We start from the raw sequence: 19,524 nt of genomic DNA, 5'->3' as shown, positions 1-19,524 counted from the left end.
CGCGCTTGTTGGATAGCGCGCGTAGCGACGCTCGCTGCTCGTCTCTCCCCGCGCGCGGGGAGAAGGCGCGTACCGGCATTGCGGCGGCGACGTCCGTTCCGATCGGCAGCGTCAACGTGCTGCACACGACGTGTGGTCCAGCCCCTCTCTCAAACGATCTTGATCGACATGTCCGGCAGGCCCTCGAGCTTGCACAAGAGCACGTCGCCCTTGACGACCGGGCCGACATTCTCCGGCGTGCCGGAATAGATGATGTCGCCGGCCTTCAGCTCGAACGCCTCGGACAGTTTCGCGATCTGCTCGGCGACGCTCCAGATCATCTTGGTGAGGTCGGAGTTCTGCCGGACCGTGCCGTTGACCGCGAGCGAGATCGCGCCCTTGGTGAAGTGGCCGACCTTCGCCACCGGATGGATCGGGCCGAGCACGGCGGCATGATCAAAACTCTTGCCGATCTCCCATGGCTTCTTCTCGGCGGCCATGCCGTTCTGCAGGTCACGGCGGGTCATGTCGAGGCCGAGCGCGTAGCCATAGACATGATCGAGCGCGGACTCGGCGGGAATGTTGGTGCCGCCGGATTTCAGCGCCGCGACCAGTTCGACCTCGTGATGATAGTTCTTGGTCAGCGACGGATAAGGATGATCGGCGACCTCGCCGATCGCGACGTTCTGGATCGCGTCGGTCGGCTTCTGGAAGAAGAACGGCGGCTCGCGGTTCGGATCGGAGCCGCGCTCGATGGCGTGCGCCGCGTAGTTGCGGCCGATGCAGTAGATGCGGCGGACGGGGAACACACCCTGCTCGCCGGCGATCGGAATGGTGGTCGCCGGCACGGCGAAGATCGGCTTCGGCCCGGCCTGTGCCGCGGCAGGGTAGGCGTCCGTCATGATCGCAGCCGCTGCGGCGGCGCTGCCGGCGACGAGAAGATCGCGGCGTGAGGTGTCTGCCATGAGTTTCCTCCTGGGATCAGCCGTTGCGGCCGGCTGATTTGTTGGTGGTGGCGCGCCAGCATCGGCGCCCCGCTCAACTGATAAGCATATCCAGTATGCCAGCGCCACCATGCGCGCACGCGCCGTCGCCCTCGCAGCGCAACACGCGCCCGAAGCGATGCTCGAGACCCTCGCCGGAAACGCGAGGGCGCAGGGAAGGCCGGACCTCGACTGAGGCCCGTGGCCCGCCTGCGGAAAAAAATGCAGGCGGCAGGAACCACAGGTTCAGCCGGACAGACCCGGCCTTCCCTGCGCGATGGGTGAACGTCTGCTCCGAGCTCTCCCCGGGGACCGGCTTGTTTGCCCCCGTCACCTGCGCAACCCGTCAGGTCGGCAACAGGCTTGGCGCCAGCATCGGGGCGCCAGGACCACACGGCTTGAACGTCCGCGAGCTGACAGTCGTCTTGCGCAAAAGCGCCTGACAGACCCGCGGCCACCGCTCCCCGCCTCAACGTATCGTGACGACGCGTACGCCCCTCTGCATGAGGCGGGATGGAGGGATGAGAGCATCTTTTCCGATAAAACGAAAGTGGGAAATTTTTGCGCCGAGATCTGGACAGAGGTGATCGCGCTGAGCGCGCTGCGGAATTTTCGTTTTCGGCGCAGGCACGATCTGGATCATGAGAGGGGTTGCGGGACGGCGCATCTTGTCGCGCCCGAGCCCGAGTAGCCCGACGGGCACGCACCGCCATCGGCACGCGCGTAGCCCGGATGAGCGCAGCGACATCCTGGGGGTCCCCTACGCCTCGTGCGATCCAGGACATCGCTGCGCTCACCCGGGCTACGCTACAGTCAGGCGTCGCGAAGGACGACCGCAGGCGGGCACCCGGCACGTGATCTGCCGGACCTTCGCTGGCGTTTCCTCGTTATTCAAACCTGACGGCGCAACCGCCATGACCGAGCCGACACCACCGAGGAGACGCCGCATGCTGCTCTGGCTCGCAGGCGCCACCGTGCTTGTCCTCGCCGGCGCCGCCATTGCCGCAGGGCCGCTTATGAGCCGGGTCGAACATCCCAGATACGACGTCGTTTCGCGCGATGGCGACTTCGAAATCCGCGCCTATGCACCGATGATCATCGCGCAGGCCGAGGTGCAGGGCGCGCGCAAGCCGGCGATCGAGGAAGGCTTTCGCATCATCGCCGGCTACATTTTCGGCGCCAACCGTGCGAAAGCCAAGATTGCGATGACGGCACCGGTGCAGCAGCAGGCGACCGCGCTGCCGACGGCGGGCGACGAGACCGCCAGCGATCGCTGGAGCGTCAGCTTCGTGATGCCGTCGAGCTGGACGCTGCAGAAGCTGCCTCCACCGGAAGACGCGCGGATCAAGCTGACGGCCGTCCCGGCTCAGCGCATGGTCGCACTCACCTTCTCAGGCTCCACCTCCGACGGCATCGTCGCCGAAAAGACCCGCGCACTGCGCGACTACGCGCAGCGCAAGGGGCTGACCGTCGCCGGATCGCCGCTGCTCGCGTTCTACAATCCGCCCTGGACCCTGCCGGTGCTGCGGCGGAACGAGGTCATGCTGGCGTGTAGTTGCTAAAGCGAGCTGAGAGAGAGCGGCCTGATTTTGCAGTCAAGGTCGGCTCGCAACTGTCACCACGGCGCGCGACGAGCTCCCTCTTTGGCTTTGCCGAGTGCTCTCCTCGGTCATTCCGGGGCGCGCGCAGCGCGAACCCGGAATCCATCCTTCAGCACGTCGCGCGGCTCGATGGATTCCGGGCTCGTCGCGCTGGCGCGCGCCGCCCCGGAATGACGCGAGATCAAACGCGCCAAAACCCATGTCGTGACTTCAATCGGAGATTAGCCGCCTCACCCCTCGATGATCGCCACCGCCCGCGTCCATCCGGCCGAGGCGCGCTCGATCTTGACCGGGAAACACGACACCATGAACCCCGTCGACGGCAGTTGCTCCAGATTGTGCAGCTTCTCCAGGTGGCAATAGCCGATGTGGCGTCCGGCCTTGTGGCCTTCCCAGATCAGCGCGGCATCGTGGGTCTCGGCGTATCTCTGCGCGGTGAACACGAACGGCGCGTCCCAGCTCCAGCCGTCGGTGCCGGTCAGGCGCACGCCGCGTTCGAGCAGATACATCGTCGCCTCATAGCCCATGCCGCAGCCGGAATTGACGTAGTTGGCCTGGCCGAAGCGCGCGCCGGCCGAGGTATTGACCACGACGATCTCGAGCGGCGACAGCGTGTGGCCGATGCGCTTGAGCTCATCCTCGACATCCCTCGCGGTCACCACATAGCCGTCCGGGAAACGACGGAAGTCGAGCTTCACGCCCGGCTGCAGACACCACTCCAGCGGCACCTCGTCGATGGTCCAGGCGCGCTCGCCACGATTCATCGTCGGATGAAAATGCCAGGGCGCATCGAGATGCGTGCCGTTGTGGGTCGAAAGATTCACCTGCTCGACCGCCCAGCCCTGCCCGTCCGGCAGATCCTCGGCTTTCAGCCCGTCGAAGAACTGCAGCATGCGCGGCAGGCCCTGCTGATGGTCGATATAGGTGATGGTCGGATGATTGCCGGGCGGATCGGCGGGCACGTCGTTCTGCAAGGGCACGGAGATGTCGATCAGTCTGCGGGCCATGGGCGGTCCTCTCGCTTTGTCGTTATTGGTTGTTGTCGTCGGCAGCAGGATCAGACGTCCTGCCGCTCGACCTTGTTCTTCAGGATGCCGATCTTCTCGACCTCGAGCTCGATCACGTCGCCATGCTCGAGATACCAGCCGAGCTCGAGACCGCAGCCGTTGCCGACGGTGCCCGAGCCGATGAACTCGCCGGGCATCAGGGTCTCGTCCTTGCTGATATAGGCGATCAGCTCCTCGAACGAAAACAGCATGCCCTCGCTGACGCCACGCGAGCGGACCTCGCCGTTGACCCGCGCCTCCATCTTCAGGCGATAGGGATCGCCGATCTCGTCCGGAGTCACGATCCACGGCCCCATCACGTTGCCGCCGTCAAAGCTCTTGCCTTTGGAGGGGCCGAGCCGGCCGTCCATCTCGATGCGCTGCGTGTCGCGCGCGGAGAAGTCGTTGAAGATCGTGAAGCCGAAGATGTGATCGCGCGCCTTCGCGGCCGGAATATCCTTGCCCTTGCCCCTGGTGATGATGCCGAACTCCAGCTCATAGTCCATCACCTTGCTGTAGCGCGGCCATTTCACCGTCGTGTTGGGGCCACGCACGCTGAAGCGGTTGGTGATGTAGAAGATCGGGACCTTGCGATAGACCTCGGGCAATTCGCCGAGCGGCTCGGCATCGATGCGCGCGAGCTCCTGCGCGTCGCCGCGCTGCCGCGCCGCGAGCTTTCGCTGGCCGCGCGGCGCCTGCAGGATGTGCAGCGGAAACGACATGCCGTCGCGCATCTGCCGCGGCTCCGGCACCGGGGCCAGCAGCTCGGTGCCGCCGACGTCGCGCGAGAGGCTTTCGTCGCTGCCATGGCGCTCGACCAGCGCGCGTGCTGCGTCGAGCGCGGCTTCGCCGGCATCGATCAACGACAGCATCGAGCCGAACGCCGGATTGCTCTTGCCAGCGCGATCGGCGGCCGCGGCGAGGTCGAAAAGCTTGGAATCGCCGCCATGGACGACGCCGATCCGCTCCCCGCCTTCCGCCCGAAATGTCGCAAGTTTCACGCTGGCCTCCCCTTGTGTTCTGTCTAAAAATATACAAACATATAAAATATCGATAAACAAGAGGCGTCCGAGAGACGGGCGCCCGGGGAGGAGTCAAGGATGCCTCATCGGATCATCAGTGCTGCGCTCGGATCGGTGCTGGCCACGCTTGTGCTCACATCTGCGACACGCGCGGAGAAGATCCAGATCGGCTGCACCGCCACCTCGGACTGCGCCTCGGCGATGGTCGCGGTCGATGAGGGTCTCTTCAAGAAGCACGGGCTCGACGCAGAGATGGTGCTGATCGGGATCAACTCGAACATCCCCGCCGCCATCCTCTCCAACTCGATCCAGATCGGCGGGCCGACCTCGACCGTGTTCCTCCAGGCCGCCGACGGTGGGCTCGACCTCGTCGCGGTCTCCGGCGCCTCGATCATGAACAAGACCTCGAACGATGCGGTCGCCGCCTTCGTGCGCAACGGCATCACCATCACTGGGCCGCAGGACTTCAAGGGCAAGAAGGTCGGCGCCCCCGGCATCGGCGCCTTCCTGCACGTGCTGTTCGTGAAATGGCTGGTCGAGAAGGGCGTCGATCCACGAAGCGTCAACTTCGTCGAGGTGACGTTTCCGACCATGGCCGACACCATCAAGTCGGGCGGCGTCGATGCGGTGCTGACGGCCGAACCGTTCGTGACGCGCATGACCAATGCCAGCCTCGGCACGGTCGGCGCGCGCTACGCCGCCGAACTCGCCCGCACCGAGCCGATCATCTTCTATGCGGCCTCGCGCGAATGGGCCGAGAAGAACCCGGAGACGGTGAAGAAATTCCGCGCCGCCATCGCGGAGGCCGCCCCAATCGTGAACAATGATCGTGAGAAGGCCTCGGCCGCCATCGCCAAATTCACCAAGCAACCGCTGGAGCTGGTCAAGCTGACGGCGCCGAACTACGCCGAGCCGGTGCTGAAGCCCGAGCAGCTGGCGTGGTGGATCGACGTGATGTCGGCGCAGAAGATGCTGCAGACCAAGCTCGACCTCAAGACATTGATCCTCAACTGATGACGGCAACGAACCCGATCCTGCAGACCGAGCCGACGAGCGGCGACACGCTCAGCGAGCGCGCCGCCGCGCTGATCGAGCGCGACATCGTCGCCGGCATTCTGGCCCCCGGCTCGCGTCTGGGGATCGTCGAGCTTGCCAAGCGCTACGAGATCGGGCCGACGCCGCTGCGCGAGGGGCTGTCGCGGCTGGTGTCGCGCGGCCTGATCGTCGGCATCGGCCAGCGCGGTTTTCGCGTCGCCGAGGTCAGCCGCGACGATCTCGTCGACATCACGCGCATGCGCACTGTCGTGGAAAAAGAGGCGCTGCGGCTGGCGATGCAGAGCGGCGACGACCAATGGGAGGCCGGCATCATCGCCGCGCTCCATCAGATGCGCCGCTACATCCAGCGCATGCAGAGCGAGTTCCGCGAAGGCGCGCCGGAGTTCGATCGCTTGCACAAGGCGTTTCACACCGCGCTGCTGGCGGCCTGCGGATCACGGCGCCTACTCGCCGCTCATTCGGATCTCTACGACCAGGCCTATCGCTACCGCCGCGTCATGATGCGCAGCTTCGAGGATGGCAGCGGATTCATCAAGGAGCACGAGACGCTCGCCGACCTCGTGCTCGCGCGCAATGCCGCCGCGGCCCAAGCGCGGCTTGAGGCACATCTGTGCTCGACCGTCGATATCGTCTATCCGCATCCGAAGGGAGCCTGAGATGGCAGAGCCTGCCCTTGCATTGGTGCAATCATCTCCCTCGCCTGCGCGCGCGCAGATCGCCTTCGACGATGTCGCGCTGGTGCTCGGCGGCAAGGCGATCATCGACACGATCAGCCTGGAGGTCGGAGCTGGCGAGATCCTGTGCGTGGTCGGCGCCTCCGGCTGCGGCAAGACCACGGCGCTGCGGCTGGCGGCCGGGCTGTACCAGCCGACCGGCGGCAGCGTGCGCTTCGAGGGCGAGGCGATGCGCGCGCCGCGGCGCGAGATCGCGGTCGTGTTCCAGGACTATGGCAAGGCGCTGCTGCCGTGGCGCACCGCCGCCGGCAACATCTCGCTGGCCTTGGAGACGATCGGAATGCCCTCCGCACAGCGCGAGGCGCGCATCGCCGAGTTGCTCGCCAAGGTCGGGCTCGCCGGCCATGCGGCCAAATATCCGACCGAGATGTCGGGCGGCATGCAGCAGCGGCTGCAGATCGCGCGCTGTCTCGCGCAGGATCCGAAGGCGCTGCTGATGGATGAGCCGTTCGGCGCGCTGGACGCGATGACGCGCCAGGGACTGCAGGACGAGACGCTGGCGCTGGTGGCGGCGACCGGCGCCACCGTCGTGTTCGTCACGCATGATCTCGAGGAGGCCATCTATCTCGGCGACCGCGTGGTCGGCCTGCTGCCGCATCCCGGCCGCGTCGGCTTGGAATTGAAGATCGACCTGCCGCGGCCGCGCGACCAGTTGGCGACGCGCGAGCATCCGGAGTTCCTGCGGCTGCGGCGCGAGTTGTTCGACTTCATCAAGGCGAGCGAATGACGATGCCGGATCGCATCAAGCCCGTCCTGCTGCCGTTCGCGGCACTGCTCGTGTTCGAAGCCTGGATGCGGCTCGCCGGCGTGCAGAGCGACTCGCTGGCGCCGCCGAGCGCGATCGCGCTCGCCTTGCTGGGCGCGCTGACCGACGGCTCGCTGCTGGCGGCGACGCGCGACACGCTCGCCTCGGTGTTCGCCGGCCTCGCGCTCGGCGGCACCATCGGCCTCGTGCTGGGCATCGCGCTCGGCCTGTCGCCTATCGTCAACCGGCTGATGGAGGTCACGATCGAGGCGATCAGGCCCATTCCTTCAGTGGCGCTGCTGCCGATCGCGCTGATCGCGCTCGGCTTCGGCTATCGCATGGAGATCGCGATCGTCGCCTTTGCCTGCGTCTGGCCGGTGCTGATCGTGACGCGTGCCGCGGTGGGCGGCATCGAGCCGCGGCTGATCGAGGTGGCGCGCGTGCTGCGGCTGACGCCGCGCGATCGCATCAGGAAGATCGTCATCCCCGCCGCCCTGCCCCGCATCTTCCTGGCGTTCCGGCTCGCCGCCGGCATCGCGCTGATCGTCGCGGTCACGGTGGAGATCGCGATCAACCCGCTCGGCCTCGGCGCCGCCATCATGACCGCGCAGCAGGCGTTGCGGCCCGATCTGATGCTGGCCTATCTGGTATGGATCGGCGTGACCGGGTTTGCGCTCAATACCGCGCTGATGGCTGCACAACAAAGCTTGTTCGAGCGCGCGGCCGCGATGGGAGACCCCGCATGAAGTGGTCGGTCGCCGCCTGGCGCCTCGCCAGCTTCGCCGTCGCCGCCGGCATCATCGTGCTGTGGCAGTTCGCCGCCGATCAGCGGCTGATATCACCGGTGTTTCTTCCCAGCCCCGACCGCGCCTGGGCGGCGCTGCTGCGCGGCTTCACCAGCGGCGATCTCCTGACCAAGCTCACGGGCACCCTCACGCATATGGCCTATGGCTGGCTGCTCGCCTCCGCCGCCGGCATCGCGCTCGGCGCCATGATCGGCTCCTCGAAGGCGATGCGCATCTACGTCGCACCGACCCTGGAGCTGCTGCGGCCGCTGCCGGTCTCAGCGATCATTCCTGTCGCCATCGCCGTTCTTGGACTGAGCCAGGGCATGGCGCTGTTCGTGATCGCGTTCGGCTCGCTGTGGCCGCTGCTGCTCGGGACGATCCACGGCTTCGCCGCGGTCGAGCCGCGACTCTATGAAGTGGCGCGGGTGCTGCACATGTCGCGGCTCGCCGTGATCTTCAAGATCGCGCTGCCATCGGCGGCACCCGACATCCTCGCCGGCATGCGGCTGAGCCTCACGGTCGCGCTGATCCTCGCCGTCGTCTGCGAGATGCTCGCCGGCCTCGACGGCCTTGGCCAATGGGTGCTGCTGTCGGCGCGCTCGTTCCGCTCGGCGGATCTGTTTGCCGGCGTGATACTGCTCGGAATCATCGGCTACACGACCGCGCTCGCGATGGCCGCGGCCGAGAGCCGGCTGCTGCGCTGGCAGCACGCGCGGCGCTGAGGCTCCGGTCGCACGCGCCCGGTCGGCGACGGCCTGGGGCGATCTCGACCTCACACTGTCGCGGGGATATCACCGGCTTGGAGGAGCGCGACTGGACCGAACGCCCATGAGGCCGATTGCGGGGCCAGAGCACCACCCCCCCTGAAAGAAAGAGGCCGCCGACACACGAAGTGCAGGCGGCCCAAGTCCAGGGAGGAAACGCCCCAAGAAGGGCTAGTTTTTACTTACTAGATCAGGAGAGTCGTGGGTATCCGGATGATACCGGAGGTTGTCATCGCGCTGACGGGTTCCATATCCCGACCGAGATACCGCCAGGTTACGCCGCCTGACGCTCCTCATACCCAACAAATTCCGTGACCTTCTCGGCATTGGAGTCGACCCACCCTGCCATCGGTCCTCCTCCTGCAACGACTGCTCGCGGGGCGCGCCAACCCTCCTCGACACCGGCGGCACGGCACAATGCGAGCCGCGACTTGTAGGTGGCGATCTCAAAAGTCTCGAATGTTATTGGCGAAGGTGTTCTTCAGGAACTCGTCGCCGAACATCGCATGTTCGATCGCCGCCAAGAGCGGGACCTTCTCAGCGCCACATGGTCGGTATGACAAGATGCGCGCCATCGGACCGTTTCCGACCGAGAGCGCCAGGGCTTTGTGCAGCCTCATCGACATTGGGCGCAGGCTCGATTGCTGGCGCGTGATCGAGCTGGATCACAGGAACCGCGGCGGGGTGTTCCGGAGCGCTGCGCTGATCGCGCGCGCAAGGGAAAGCGGAACTTGCCGAATCACTCGGCTGGTCAACGGGGTCGTGCATGTGGCAGCTCCGAGCCCTGAAGCGGCGATTACTAATCCCTTCCGAGACTAGGCGATATCAACTGCGTTAATCCATGCGCGATCTCGCCGCGTGCGGCCGATTCACCCGCAAGGCGGCGGACGACCGTGTGCTTGCCATCCGTTCGTGGCTGCTCGATGACGTCTCCCGCACTGCACGCGGAATCGTGATGGCCGTTCCGCCGGCATCAGCGCACGCGCGCGCCGACGCGGTCGAGCAGTGCCGCACCGGTGCGGATGCCATTGTAGAAGCAGTCGATCGTCATGTTCTCGTTGGGCGCGTGATTGGCCTCGTCGGCATTCGCATAGGGAACGACGAAGGCGGGAATGCCGAGGAGCTTGGTGAAGACGTAGTCCGGCAGACTGCCGCCGGTGCACGGGAATTCGAGCGGTGTAAGGCCATGCGCGAGCGCGATGGCATCGCGCACGATCGCGCCAAAGGGCGAATCGAGCGGCACGCGCGACGGCAGCATGCCGCCGCGCCGGATGAACTCCACCTCCGGCGCATGGCGCTTCACATGCGCCTCCACCTTCGCCAACACGTCGTCCGGCGTCATCGCCTCGACCAGGCGGATGTCGCATTTGGCGAAGGCCTCGCAGGGCAGCACGGTCTTGCTGCCCGGTCCGCCATAACCGCCGTGCAAGCCGTTGATGGTCAGCGTCGGATGGAACATCAGACGTTCGTAGTAGCCGCGATCGGGCGGCGCATCGAGATGGCTGAGACCGAGGCTCGCCTTGGCGGCATCGAGGTCCAGCGGCAGGCGCTTCACGGCAGCAATGTCCAGCTCGCTCGGCGGCACGATCGCATCATGCAGCCCCTCGATGGTGATCTCGCCCGCGGCATTCTTCATCGTCCCGAGCAGGTGGACCAACGTCCAGATCGGATTCGGCACGATGCCGCCGAGGTTGCCAGAATGCACGTCGCGGCTGGCGTGCTTCGCGCGCAGCTCGAACGAGCACATGCCGCGCACGCCATAGGTCATGGTCGGCCGCCCCGAGGGGTGCATCGGCCCGTCCGCGGTGACGACGAAATCGGCTTTCAGTTCATCGCGATGCTCAGCGACGAAATCGGCGATGCGCGGGCTGCCGATCTCCTCCTCGCCTTCGAGCAGAAAGATCACATTGCAGGGCAGCTCGCCATGCACTCGGAGATGGGATTCGATCGCCATGAGCTGCGCGAAATGCTGCCCCTTGTTGTCGCCGATGCCGCGGGCATAGATGCGGCCATCGCGGATGGTCGGCTCGAACGGCGGACTCAGCCACAGCTCCAACGGATCCGGCGGCTGCACGTCGTAGTGCCCGTAGAGCAGCACGGTAGGTGCGCCCGGCTTCTTCTGCCAGCGTCCGAGCACCATCGGATGCCCGGCGGTCGCGATCGTCTCGGCGTCGAGGCCCATCTCCTGCAGCATGGCGACCAGCAGCGCGGCGACCTCGGTGATGCCGATATTATGAGCGCTGATCGAGGGATGCCGGACATAGTCCATCACGCGGGCCAGGAAATCCTGCTTTTGATTCTCGATGTGAGCGAACACTGCCTTCAGGCCAGCAGATGGACGCGGCAGGCTACGCTCTTCATTCATGATGTCGGCTTTCGGCGCGTGCGGTGGAAGGACAGGCTCATGTTCGATCGAATTGGACCGAAAAGCAAATCACGCGCGGAGCGAGCCCCGCACGTGATCGATTGACCGCTCGATGCGGCGCGATGCTCAACCCTTGACGGCCGTGACCACGATCTCGATCAGCGCGCCGCCGCCGAGATCGGAGACGCCGACCGTGGCGCGAACCGGCAGGTCGTCGCCGAAGAACGCAGTCCAGGCCGCATCCATCTCCTTCTTCTTCGACAGGTCGGTGACGAAGATCTGGCCGGAGACGACGCGCGACCTGTCGGTGCCAGCTTCCTTCAGGAAGCCGTCGATCTTGTCGAGGATGTTGCGGGTCTGGTCGCCCATCGACACCGAGGTATCGTCGGCGATGGTGCCGCCGATGAAGACGAAGCCGTTGGCCTCGACGATGCGGTGGTGGATGGCGGAGCGGATCTTGCGGGTGATCGTCATCATGTCCTCATGTGGATGGTGAAGGGATGGAGTTCTGAAAGCGCGCGATGCTGAGATCGCCGATGCGCGTCTGGGTGCCGCCGTGCGCGATGAGCTCAGCCATCACCGCGCCGGCGCCGGGGCCGAGCTGGAAGCCGTGCGCCGAGAAGCCGAACTGGTGGTACAGCCCGTCGTGAACGGCGCTCGGCCCGAACACCGGAATGTCGTCGCGCATGCGCGCCTCGATGCCGGCCCAGGCGCGCACGATGGTCGCGCTGCGCATCACCGCGAACAGCTCCGCGACGGTGCGCGCACTCTCCGACAGCTTGCGCCAGTCGAGCACGGTCTCGTTGCGGTCCTGATAGGGGATGGCGAGGTGTCCGCCGCCGATCAACACTGTGCCGTTCGGGAACTGCTTGAACGACAGTTTGCGGCCGCGCAGGATGACGACGGGATCGATGAAGTGCGCGACGGGCGACGTGATCATCAGCATCGGCGCGATGGTCTCGACCGGCACCGGCTCGCCGCACTGTTCCGCAATGCGACCGGCCCAGGCGCCGGCGGCATTGACCAGCACCGGCGCGGCAAAGCTCTCGGAGCCGACGTCGACATGCCAGAGCTTGCCGTCCTTGCGGATGTTCGTCGCGGCCACGCCCTCGCGAATGAGCGCGCCGAGCTGCTCCGCCTTGCGGCGGAACGCCGTCGTGGTGCGCGCAGGCTGCGCCGCGCCGTCGCGCCGCGACACCACGCCGCCCGGACAGCTCTCCGCCACCGCCGGCACGAGGCGACGCAATTCCGTACCGTCGATCAGCTCCTCATGGCTGAAGCCGCGTGCGTTGAGATCGGCGACGCGGGCGCGACAGGCGTCGAGCTCCGCGTCGTTCTCGGCGACCAGCACCTGGCCGAAGCTTTCGAAGCCGCAATCATCATCGACCAGGTCGCTGATGTTCTCCCAGATGCCCATCGAGCGGATCGACAGCGGAATCTCCGCGACGTCGCGCGCGAGCTGGCGCACGCCGCCGGCATTGACACCGGAGGCGTGACGGCCGGCATAGTCCTTCTCGATCAGCACCGGCTTGAGCCCTGCCAAGCACAGATGCAGAGCGGTGGAGCAGCCGTGGATGCCACCACCCACGATGATGGCATCCGTCTTCACCGTCATCCGCGCACCACGGCCTTGGTGGCCTCTTCGGTCTTCGGCAGGCCTGCGAGCTCCGACAGCATGATCGGCTTCACCGGCGCGCGCAGCCGGTAGTAGCCGATCTCCTGCGGGGTCTTGCCGCGCGCCTCGGCCATCAGCTCGGTGACGGTGAGGCCACACAGCCGCCCCTGGCACGGCCCCATGCCGGTGCGGCGATAGGCCTTGAGCTGGTTCGGCCCGGTGGCGCCGATCGCGACGGAGTCGAGCACGTCCTTGGCGGTGATCTCCTCGCAGCGGCATACGATGGTGTCGCCTTGCGGGATACGGAACTGCTTTGCCGGTTGGAACAGAACGTCGAGGAAGGTCCTGCCGCGCTCGGCGCGGGCCAGCTCCGCAGACCTATCGGTGACCTTTGCGTGCGGGCGAAGCGCCTTGATCGCATCCCCGGCCGCCCGCCGGCCGCGCACCACGGCCGCCTGCGCACCGCCAATGCCGGCGCCATCGCCGGCAATGGCGATGCCGGGAATGGAGCTGTTACCAAGGGCATCCAGCACCGGAGTCCAGCACAGCTGCAGCTCGTTCCAGCGATGCTCGACACCGGCGGCCATCGCGAGATTCACATTGGGGACCACGCCCTGATGCAGCAGCAGCAACTCGGCCGCCAGCGTCTCGCGCTTGCCGCCCGCTGTGGCGTAGCTGACCGCCGAGAGCTTGCCCTCGCCCTCTGCCACGAGTTCGGTCACGCCGCTGGTGACGCGCACCTTCGCGCGCACCTCGCGCATCATCGCGAGCCCCTTGCCGAAATAGGGCGAGGTCAGGAACGCGAGGGCATGAGGCAGCGCCGCGATGTAGTTGGCGCGCTGGGTGGTGTCGAGAATGCGATCGATGCGGCCGCCGAGGCGCAGGATCTGCGCCGCGAGCAGCCACAGCAGCGGCCCCTGCCCGGCCAAAATCGTCGGGCAGTCAGGCACGAGGCCGGAGGATTTCAACATCGTCTGCGCCGCGCCCGCGGTCATCACGCCGGGCAGGGTCCAGCCGGGAATCGGGAACGGACGCTCCTGCGCTCCGGTCGCGATGATGACCCGCTTGGCCTTGATGAAGGCCGAGCCGCCGGCCACCGAGACGCCGATCTCGAGATTGCGGTCGAGGCTCCACACCGTGGCGCGATGAATGATCTCCGCACCGCTGTCGCGCGCGGCTTTCACGAGCTGCTTGCCGGACCAATAGTCCGCGCCGAGCAGCGCTTCGCTCTTCAGAGGCGTCGCATCGATCGCACGCCAGACCTGGCCGCCGGGGCCGGCGTTCTCGTCGAGCAGCAGCGTCGACAGAGCGGCGCCAGCCGTCATCTCTGCAGCAGCGAGGCCCGCAGGACCGGCGCCGATCACCACGGCGTCATATTCATCATGCTTCGGCGCGGCGCTCATTTGCCGATCTCCCGCTTGCCCTTCTGGACTTCGATCTGCATGCCCTCGGCGACAGGCACGAGACAGCCTTGCCGGTTACCGACTCCATCGATGGTGACGAGGCAGTCGAAGCACACGCCCATCATGCAATAAGGCAGGCGCCTCGCGCCGCTGACCGCGGTGGCGCGCCGGACGTCGAGGCCGGAGGCGAGCAGCGCCGCCGACACGGAGTCACCCTCGCGCGCGGCAACCGGCTGGCCCTCGACATGGATCGTCACCGATCCCCTCGCATCACCCTCAGTTCGTTTGAACATCATCGTCTCCATGGCGCCTTGCGCCGTCATCCCTCAGTAGTAGCCACTGCCGCCCGCTCCCGCTTCGCTGTCGAAGCGGCTGGCTGTGAATGCACCGACCAGCTCCGGCTCGAGCGCGCCGTCCTTGACCATGCGCGCGATGTCGAAAGCGTGGTTCGCCGCGAGCGTCACGCCGGAATGGCAGCAGGCGACGAAGGCGCCCGGGTGGCTCTCCGACTGCTCGTAGATCGGAAAGCCGTCCTTCGGCATCACGCGGATGCCGGTCCAGCTTCTGACGACGTTGAGCCGCGCCAGATGCGGGAAGGTGCGCTGGGCGCGATCGGCCATGACCGCGTTGACGGAAAAGTTCTGCACGCGGTCGTCGAGCTCGTCCTCCTTGCTGTCGCCGATCATCACCGTGCCCTCGTCTGTCTGGCGGATCGTGGTCAACGGATGCGGCAAGAACGGCATCGTGCGCTCGGTCACGACGATCTGGCCGCGCGTCGGCCCCATCGGCGCCGACAGCCCGACCATCGGCGCCAGGGTCTGGTTGGCATTTCCTGCCGCGAGCACGACCTTCGCCGCGCGGATCTCGCCTTGCGCCGTCGTCAGCCTGAACTCACTGCCGTCCAGCGCGATCGCACCGACCGCACGCTCCGGCAGATAGTCGACGCCGAACTGCTTCATGCCGACGTGCAGGGCGCGGAAGGTGCGCAGCGAATTCACGTGACCGTCATAGGGGCAGAAGCTGCCGCCCGAGACCTCCGGGCCGATCAGCGGCAGCATCTTCTTCACCTCGGACGCCGGCAGCATCTCCATTTGATAGTCGGCGGCGCCGACCTGGTTGTGCATGCGCGCGACGAGCTGGGTGCGCTGCTCGTACTCGGCCTCGCCGAGGGTGAGATGAAAGCCGCCGTTCTGCTGCAGCACCACGTCGAGACCGGTCTGCGCCTTCAGCTCCTCGGCGAGCTTCGGCCACGCCTTGGAGCCGCGCACCGTCCAGCCGGTGTAGGCCGGCATGCCCAGGCCCTTGCTCTGCACCCACACCAGCGCGAAGTTGGCGCGCGAGGCACGCTTGGCGATGTCGCCCTCGTCGAGCACGGCGACGCGCTGGCCGAGCCGGCCGAGCCCCCAGGCAATCGCAGAGCCGAGCAGGCCGCCGCCGACGACGGCGACGTCATAGTCTCTCATCGTAGTATCTCCTATCGTCCTGCGTCGCCGCCTTTGGCGGTGAGCACGCGGTCGAGGCCATAGACGCGATCGAGCACGATCAGAACGGTCATGGTGATGGCGATGACGCTGGCCGACACCGACGTCACCAGCGGATCGATGTTGTCCTGGATGTAGAGGAACATGCGCACCGGCAAGGTCTCGGTGCCGGGCGTCGCCAGGAACACGGTCATGGTCAGATCGTCGAACGACTGGATGAAGGCGAGCATCCAGCCGCTCACGATGCCCGGCAGGATCGCGGGCAAGGTGACGCGGCGAAACATGGTCCAGCCGTCGGCACCGAGCGAGACCGCGGCCATCTCGATCGACCGGTCCATGCCGGTCACGGCCGCAAGCGTCAGCCGCAGCGCGAACGGAAACACCACGACGACATGGGCGATCACCAGCGCCACGAAGGTGCCGCCGACGCCGACCGACGTGAAGAAGCGCAGGAAGGCGATGCCGAGCACGACGTGCGGGATCATCAAGGGCGATAGGAACAGCGCCGACAGCGCGTCACGGCCGCGGAAGCGATAGCGGCTGATCGCGAGCGCCGCCGGCACCGCGAACAAGAGTGCCACGCACGACGACAGCGCGCCGAGCCACAGGCTCACGCCGAAGGCGTGGACGAATTCCGGATAGTCGGCGAGCGCCCTGAACCAGCGCAGCGAGAAGCTGGTGATCGGGATCGACAGAAAACCTTCGGGCGTGAACGCAACCCAGCACACGACGACGATCGGCGCCACCATGAAGACGACGAACACGGCATGGAAGATCAGCGCCAGAGGGCCGTTCCGGTTCATCGGAACACCTCCTGATAGCGGCGCTCGATCAGCGCGTTGGAGCCGACGACGATCAGGACGAGCGCGATCAGCAGCAGCACGGCGACCGCGGCGCCGAGCGGCCAGTTCAACGTATTGAGGAATTCGTCATAGGCGAGCGTCGCCGCGACCTTGAGCCTGCGGCCGCCGATGATCGCCGGCGTCGCGAACGCGCTGGCGGACAGCGAGAATACGATGATGGCGCCCGACAGCACGCCCGGCATGATCTGCGGCAGCACGATGCGGCGGACCACCGTCAGCGAGCTTGCCCCCAGCGACAGCGCCGCATTCTCGACCTGCGGATCGAGCCGCTGCAGCGCGGTCCACACCGCGAGCACCATGAACGGCATCATCGCATGCGCCAGCGCGATCACCATGCCGGTCTCGGTGAACATGAACCTGATTGGTGACTCGATCAGGCCTGATGTCATCAGGAGCTTGTTGGCGAGCCCGTTGTTACCGCCGAACAGGAGCGCCCAGCCGAGGGTGCGCGCAACGACCGAGATCAGCAGCGGGCCGATGATCACCAGCAGGAAGAGACCCTTCCACGGCCCCTGCATGCGGTTGAGGATATAGGCCTCCGGTACGCCGAACACCGCCGTGATCAAGGTCGCCAGCACCGCGACGCGGAAGGTGCGCCAGAACATCTCCGCGTAGTAGGGATCGTCCACGATCTCGCGCCAGTTCTTCAGGATGAAGACCGGCTCGATGCCCTTGTACTGGCCCCAATCGTGGAACGACAGCATCACGGTCATCGCCAACGGGATCACGACGACGCCCAGGAACAGCATCAAGGCCGGCAGCGCCAGCGAAAGGCCGGCGCGCGTCTCCGACGAGTTGGACGCGACGGTCGCGCTCATGCTGCAGCCTTCGCAGCGCGCAGGCTCATGTCCGAGACCTGCCAGACGAGATGCACCGCTGCGCCCTGCTCCGGCTGCGGCTGGCCGTCATTCTGCCGGATTACGATGGCGGGCCCGCATTCGGTGTCGCATTGGAACAGCCAGTGATTGCCCTGGAAGATGCGGCTCGTGATGCGCCCTGCAAGCCCGGCGTCGCCGAAGTTGATGCGCTCGGGCCGGACGCTGACGGCGACGGAGCCGGCCACGCCGGCCGGCGCCGGCGCACTCCACGATCCCGCGACCAGTCTGGCCTGCCCCCCGGTGTGGTCCACGGTCGCAGCAAACTCGTTGGTCTTGCCGAGAAACTGCGCGACGAAGGCGGAAGCCGGCTGCTCGTAGACCTGCTGCGGCGTGCCGATCTGCTCGATCCTGCCTTTGCTCATCACGACGATGCGGTCGGACAGCGACATCGCCTCGATCTGGTCATGGGTGACGAGGATGGTCGTGGTGCCGAGATCGCGCTGGATCTGGCGCAGCTCGATCTGCATGTCCTCGCGCAGGCGCGCATCGAGGTTGGACAGGGGCTCATCGAGCAGCAGCAGGCTCGGCCGGATCACCAGCGCGCGCGCGAGCGCAACGCGCTGCTGCTGGCCGCCGGACATGCGGCGGGGATGACGGTCCTCATAGCCGGCAAGGCCGACCAGCGCGAGCGCCGATCGCACGCGCTCCTCGCGTTCCTTGCGCGCGACTTTGCGCATCTCCAGGCCGAACGCGACGTTCTCGGCGGCGGTCATGTGAGGAAACAGCGCGTAGCTCTGGAACACGATGCCGAGGCCGCGCTTCGCCGGTGGCACTGCGACGAGATCCCTGCCCTCGAGGCGGATCGCGCCGTGTGAGGGATCGAGGAAGCCCGCGATCATCTGCAACGTGGTGGTCTTGCCGCAGCCCGAGGGGCCGAGGAACGAGATGAACTCGCCCTTGGCGACGCCGAGGCTGAACTCTTCGACGGCCGCGTTGGGGCCGAAGGATTTGCCGACGCGATCGATCTCGAGGAAGGACATGCTTTGGATCCAGATGGGCGAGGAATACTGGCGCCCCGCGCAAGATGCACTTCCCTTCCCCCTTGCGGGGAAGGGAGAACACCGTCGTCAACGAGAGGCTCGCAACAAACAACCAGTCAGCGCTCGACTTCGCGATTCCAGCGCTTGGTCCATTCCTCGCGCTTTTCGTTGACCACGGTCCAATCGGGCGCATAGACCTTGGCGGTGCGTTCGCCGATCGGCGCCATCGCGCCCACGCCCTCGGGGACCACCACGGACTTCACGACCGGGCCGTAGCCATATTCCTTCAGCATCGTGAGCTGGATCTTCGGATCGAGCAGCAGCTTGATGAAGCTCGAGGCCAGCGGCGAGACCGACGGCTTGGCGATCGGACACGCCGTCGTCAGCAGGCTCACGGCCCCTTCTTTCGGATAGACGAAATCGACCGGGAAGCCGGTGTTGGCAAAGCTCTGCACGCGACCGCTGCCCCACACCGCGATGACCGCCTGCCCCGATTGGAACAGCTCGGTCATCTTGCCGGGCGACGGCTCGTAGGCCAGCACGTTGGGATTGATGTCATTCTTGAAGATCTTGAAACCGGCATCGACATTGCTCTCGCTGCCGCCGTTCATCTTCGCCAGCATCAGGAGCACGTTGAGGCCGTAGGTGTTGTTGATCGGCGGAATGACGAGCAGCTGCTTGTATTTCGGATCCTTGAGATCGTTCCACGAGGTCGGCGCGGCCCAGCCTTTCTCCGCAAACACCTTCTTGTTGTACATCAGGCCGGTGGCGACGAGGCCGATGGCGACCGCCTTGTCGTCCTTGAAGCGCGCGACCTCCAGCAGATCGCCGGGCAGTCCGGCGACCTTGTCGCAGAAGCCGAGCTGGATCGCCTGGTACATCGGGCCGTCATCGACGATCGCGACGTCGATCTGCTGGTTGCCCTTCTGCGCCTGCAGCTTGGCGAGGGTGTCGGTGGAGTTGCCGGCGACGTATTCGACCTTGACGCCGTTGGCCTGCTCGAACGGCGGGATCACCTCCTCGCGGATCGTCTTCTCGAACGAGCCGCCATAGCCGGCGACATAGAGCGCCTTCTGCTGAGCCCAGACCTGCGAGGCAGAGGCCAGGACGGCGACGCCGACCGCCATCAGGAGTTTAGGGTGCTTCATCGGACCGATCTCCATCATCTTGGATACGAAATGGTATTAAAAAACCGCCCCAGGGAGATCGGCTTGCCCGATG

Annotated in this window: 20 protein-coding genes; 6 read left to right on the top strand and 14 right to left on the bottom strand. The window is 66.2% G+C overall.

Annotated elements, in window-relative coordinates:
• Window positions 1-149 precede the first annotated feature (149 nt).
• A complete protein-coding gene (locus tag ACQR1E_RS18195) occupies window positions 150-944 on the bottom strand; it encodes a fumarylacetoacetate hydrolase family protein (RefSeq protein WP_315768907.1) in 795 nt (264 codons plus the stop codon).
• A 965-nt stretch (window positions 945-1,909) separates the two neighbouring features.
• Here ACQR1E_RS18195 and ACQR1E_RS18190 point away from each other — a divergent pair.
• Entirely contained in the window at window positions 1,910-2,524 is a 615-nt protein-coding gene (locus ACQR1E_RS18190; protein ID WP_316187016.1) for an SOUL family heme-binding protein, read from the top strand.
• A gap of 269 nt (window positions 2,525-2,793) precedes the next feature.
• On the opposite strand, the gene ACQR1E_RS18185 is transcribed toward ACQR1E_RS18190, so the two are convergent.
• On the bottom strand, window positions 2,794-3,570 hold the full coding sequence (locus tag ACQR1E_RS18185; protein WP_315713232.1) for a cyclase family protein: 777 nt from the start codon (window positions 3,568-3,570) through the stop codon (window positions 2,794-2,796).
• A gap of 50 nt (window positions 3,571-3,620) precedes the next feature.
• Window positions 3,621-4,610, bottom strand: coding sequence for a fumarylacetoacetate hydrolase family protein (locus ACQR1E_RS18180; protein WP_316169760.1), 990 nt, complete (start codon window positions 4,608-4,610; stop codon window positions 3,621-3,623).
• 99 nt (window positions 4,611-4,709) lie between these two features.
• Between ACQR1E_RS18180 and ACQR1E_RS18175 the strand changes: the two genes are divergently transcribed.
• From ACQR1E_RS18175 to ACQR1E_RS18155, 5 genes are read left to right on the top strand one after another with little or no spacing between them, the layout of a single operon-like run.
• Complete coding sequence (locus ACQR1E_RS18175; RefSeq protein WP_434897379.1) at window positions 4,710-5,645, top strand: ABC transporter substrate-binding protein; 936 nt, start codon at window positions 4,710-4,712, stop codon at window positions 5,643-5,645.
• Window positions 5,645-6,343 (top strand): GntR family transcriptional regulator, encoded by a 699-nt coding sequence (locus ACQR1E_RS18170; protein WP_315752798.1) that lies wholly within the window; start codon window positions 5,645-5,647, stop codon window positions 6,341-6,343. Before ACQR1E_RS18175 ends, ACQR1E_RS18170 begins: the two co-directional genes overlap by 1 nt.
• A 1-nt stretch (window position 6,344) precedes the next feature.
• Window positions 6,345-7,148, top strand: a complete 804-nt coding sequence (locus tag ACQR1E_RS18165; protein WP_434897378.1) for an ABC transporter ATP-binding protein — start codon at window positions 6,345-6,347, stop codon at window positions 7,146-7,148.
• Entirely contained in the window at window positions 7,145-7,912 is a 768-nt protein-coding gene (locus tag ACQR1E_RS18160) for an ABC transporter permease (RefSeq protein ID WP_434897377.1), read from the top strand. Before ACQR1E_RS18165 ends, ACQR1E_RS18160 begins: the two co-directional genes overlap by 4 nt.
• A complete protein-coding gene (locus ACQR1E_RS18155; RefSeq protein ID WP_434897376.1) occupies window positions 7,909-8,676 on the top strand; it encodes an ABC transporter permease in 768 nt (255 codons plus the stop codon). Before ACQR1E_RS18160 ends, ACQR1E_RS18155 begins: the two co-directional genes overlap by 4 nt.
• A 488-nt stretch (window positions 8,677-9,164) precedes the next feature.
• On the opposite strand, the gene ACQR1E_RS18150 is transcribed toward ACQR1E_RS18155, so the two are convergent.
• The 11 genes from ACQR1E_RS18150 to ACQR1E_RS18100 all read right to left on the bottom strand — a co-directional run bounded on the left by ACQR1E_RS18150 (window position 9,165) and on the right by ACQR1E_RS18100 (window position 19,451).
• Entirely contained in the window at window positions 9,165-9,344 is a 180-nt protein-coding gene (locus tag ACQR1E_RS18150; RefSeq protein ID WP_315713247.1) for a hypothetical protein, read from the bottom strand.
• A 347-nt stretch (window positions 9,345-9,691) separates the two neighbouring features.
• On the bottom strand, window positions 9,692-11,083 hold the full coding sequence (locus ACQR1E_RS18145) for a M20/M25/M40 family metallo-hydrolase (RefSeq protein WP_434897375.1): 1,392 nt from the start codon (window positions 11,081-11,083) through the stop codon (window positions 9,692-9,694).
• Window positions 11,084-11,209: 126 nt separating this feature from the next.
• Window positions 11,210-11,557 (bottom strand): RidA family protein, encoded by a 348-nt coding sequence (locus ACQR1E_RS18140; RefSeq protein ID WP_316192870.1) that lies wholly within the window; start codon window positions 11,555-11,557, stop codon window positions 11,210-11,212.
• A 7-nt stretch (window positions 11,558-11,564) separates the two neighbouring features.
• Window positions 11,565-12,698: an NAD(P)/FAD-dependent oxidoreductase gene (locus ACQR1E_RS18135; protein ID WP_316201775.1), complete on the bottom strand. Its 1,134-nt coding sequence runs from the start codon at window positions 12,696-12,698 to the stop codon at window positions 11,565-11,567.
• On the bottom strand, window positions 12,695-14,101 hold the full coding sequence (locus ACQR1E_RS18130; RefSeq protein ID WP_316201774.1) for an NAD(P)/FAD-dependent oxidoreductase: 1,407 nt from the start codon (window positions 14,099-14,101) through the stop codon (window positions 12,695-12,697). The genes ACQR1E_RS18135 and ACQR1E_RS18130 overlap by 4 nt, the downstream gene beginning before the upstream one ends.
• On the bottom strand, window positions 14,098-14,394 hold the full coding sequence (locus ACQR1E_RS18125; protein WP_315810554.1) for a (2Fe-2S)-binding protein: 297 nt from the start codon (window positions 14,392-14,394) through the stop codon (window positions 14,098-14,100). The genes ACQR1E_RS18130 and ACQR1E_RS18125 overlap by 4 nt, the downstream gene beginning before the upstream one ends.
• A gap of 33 nt (window positions 14,395-14,427) precedes the next feature.
• Window positions 14,428-15,564 carry an NAD(P)/FAD-dependent oxidoreductase gene (locus ACQR1E_RS18120; RefSeq protein WP_434897374.1) on the bottom strand — a complete coding sequence of 379 codons (1,137 nt, stop codon included), beginning with the start codon at window positions 15,562-15,564 and terminating at the stop codon, window positions 14,428-14,430.
• An 11-nt stretch (window positions 15,565-15,575) separates the two neighbouring features.
• Window positions 15,576-16,385: an ABC transporter permease gene (locus tag ACQR1E_RS18115; RefSeq protein WP_315752786.1), complete on the bottom strand. Its 810-nt coding sequence runs from the start codon at window positions 16,383-16,385 to the stop codon at window positions 15,576-15,578.
• Complete coding sequence (locus ACQR1E_RS18110) at window positions 16,382-17,263, bottom strand: ABC transporter permease (RefSeq protein ID WP_315752784.1); 882 nt, start codon at window positions 17,261-17,263, stop codon at window positions 16,382-16,384. Before ACQR1E_RS18110 ends, ACQR1E_RS18115 begins: the two co-directional genes overlap by 4 nt.
• Complete coding sequence (locus ACQR1E_RS18105; RefSeq protein WP_316166023.1) at window positions 17,260-18,303, bottom strand: ABC transporter ATP-binding protein; 1,044 nt, start codon at window positions 18,301-18,303, stop codon at window positions 17,260-17,262. The genes ACQR1E_RS18110 and ACQR1E_RS18105 overlap by 4 nt, the downstream gene beginning before the upstream one ends.
• Before the next feature lie 116 nt (window positions 18,304-18,419).
• On the bottom strand, window positions 18,420-19,451 hold the full coding sequence (locus ACQR1E_RS18100) for an ABC transporter substrate-binding protein (RefSeq protein ID WP_434897373.1): 1,032 nt from the start codon (window positions 19,449-19,451) through the stop codon (window positions 18,420-18,422).
• Window positions 19,452-19,524: the final 73 nt, after the last annotated feature.

The organism is Bradyrhizobium sp. HKCCYLRH1030 (genome assembly GCF_051168395.1).
GTDB lineage: Bacteria > Pseudomonadota > Alphaproteobacteria > Rhizobiales > Xanthobacteraceae > Bradyrhizobium.
This window is presented reverse-complemented; position numbering and strand designations above follow the sequence as displayed.

Excerpts from the sequence above, each read along its gene's own strand:
- ACQR1E_RS18110 (WP_315752784.1), bottom strand. The coding sequence starts at position 17,263 with ATGAGCGCGACCGTCGCGTCCAACTCGTCGGAGACGCGCGCCGGCCTT.
- ACQR1E_RS18145 (WP_434897375.1), bottom strand. The coding sequence starts at position 11,083 with ATGAATGAAGAGCGTAGCCTGCCGCGTCCATCTGCTGGCCTGAAGGCA.
- ACQR1E_RS18150 (WP_315713247.1), bottom strand. The coding sequence starts at position 9,344 with ATGTCGATGAGGCTGCACAAAGCCCTGGCGCTCTCGGTCGGAAACGGT.
- ACQR1E_RS18105 (WP_316166023.1), bottom strand. The coding sequence starts at position 18,303 with ATGTCCTTCCTCGAGATCGATCGCGTCGGCAAATCCTTCGGCCCCAAC.
- ACQR1E_RS18170 (WP_315752798.1), top strand. The coding sequence starts at position 5,645 with ATGACGGCAACGAACCCGATCCTGCAGACCGAGCCGACGAGCGGCGAC.
- ACQR1E_RS18175 (WP_434897379.1), top strand. The coding sequence starts at position 4,710 with ATGCCTCATCGGATCATCAGTGCTGCGCTCGGATCGGTGCTGGCCACG.
- ACQR1E_RS18125 (WP_315810554.1), bottom strand. The coding sequence starts at position 14,394 with ATGTTCAAACGAACTGAGGGTGATGCGAGGGGATCGGTGACGATCCAT.
- ACQR1E_RS18165 (WP_434897378.1), top strand. The coding sequence starts at position 6,345 with ATGGCAGAGCCTGCCCTTGCATTGGTGCAATCATCTCCCTCGCCTGCG.
- ACQR1E_RS18100 (WP_434897373.1), bottom strand. The coding sequence starts at position 19,451 with ATGAAGCACCCTAAACTCCTGATGGCGGTCGGCGTCGCCGTCCTGGCC.
- ACQR1E_RS18195 (WP_315768907.1), bottom strand. The coding sequence starts at position 944 with ATGGCAGACACCTCACGCCGCGATCTTCTCGTCGCCGGCAGCGCCGCC.
- ACQR1E_RS18155 (WP_434897376.1), top strand. The coding sequence starts at position 7,909 with ATGAAGTGGTCGGTCGCCGCCTGGCGCCTCGCCAGCTTCGCCGTCGCC.
- ACQR1E_RS18115 (WP_315752786.1), bottom strand. The coding sequence starts at position 16,385 with ATGAACCGGAACGGCCCTCTGGCGCTGATCTTCCATGCCGTGTTCGTC.
- ACQR1E_RS18190 (WP_316187016.1), top strand. The coding sequence starts at position 1,910 with ATGCTGCTCTGGCTCGCAGGCGCCACCGTGCTTGTCCTCGCCGGCGCC.
- ACQR1E_RS18120 (WP_434897374.1), bottom strand. The coding sequence starts at position 15,564 with ATGAGAGACTATGACGTCGCCGTCGTCGGCGGCGGCCTGCTCGGCTCT.
- ACQR1E_RS18160 (WP_434897377.1), top strand. The coding sequence starts at position 7,145 with ATGACGATGCCGGATCGCATCAAGCCCGTCCTGCTGCCGTTCGCGGCA.
- ACQR1E_RS18135 (WP_316201775.1), bottom strand. The coding sequence starts at position 12,698 with ATGACGGTGAAGACGGATGCCATCATCGTGGGTGGTGGCATCCACGGC.
- ACQR1E_RS18185 (WP_315713232.1), bottom strand. The coding sequence starts at position 3,570 with ATGGCCCGCAGACTGATCGACATCTCCGTGCCCTTGCAGAACGACGTG.
- ACQR1E_RS18140 (WP_316192870.1), bottom strand. The coding sequence starts at position 11,557 with ATGACGATCACCCGCAAGATCCGCTCCGCCATCCACCACCGCATCGTC.
- ACQR1E_RS18130 (WP_316201774.1), bottom strand. The coding sequence starts at position 14,101 with ATGAGCGCCGCGCCGAAGCATGATGAATATGACGCCGTGGTGATCGGC.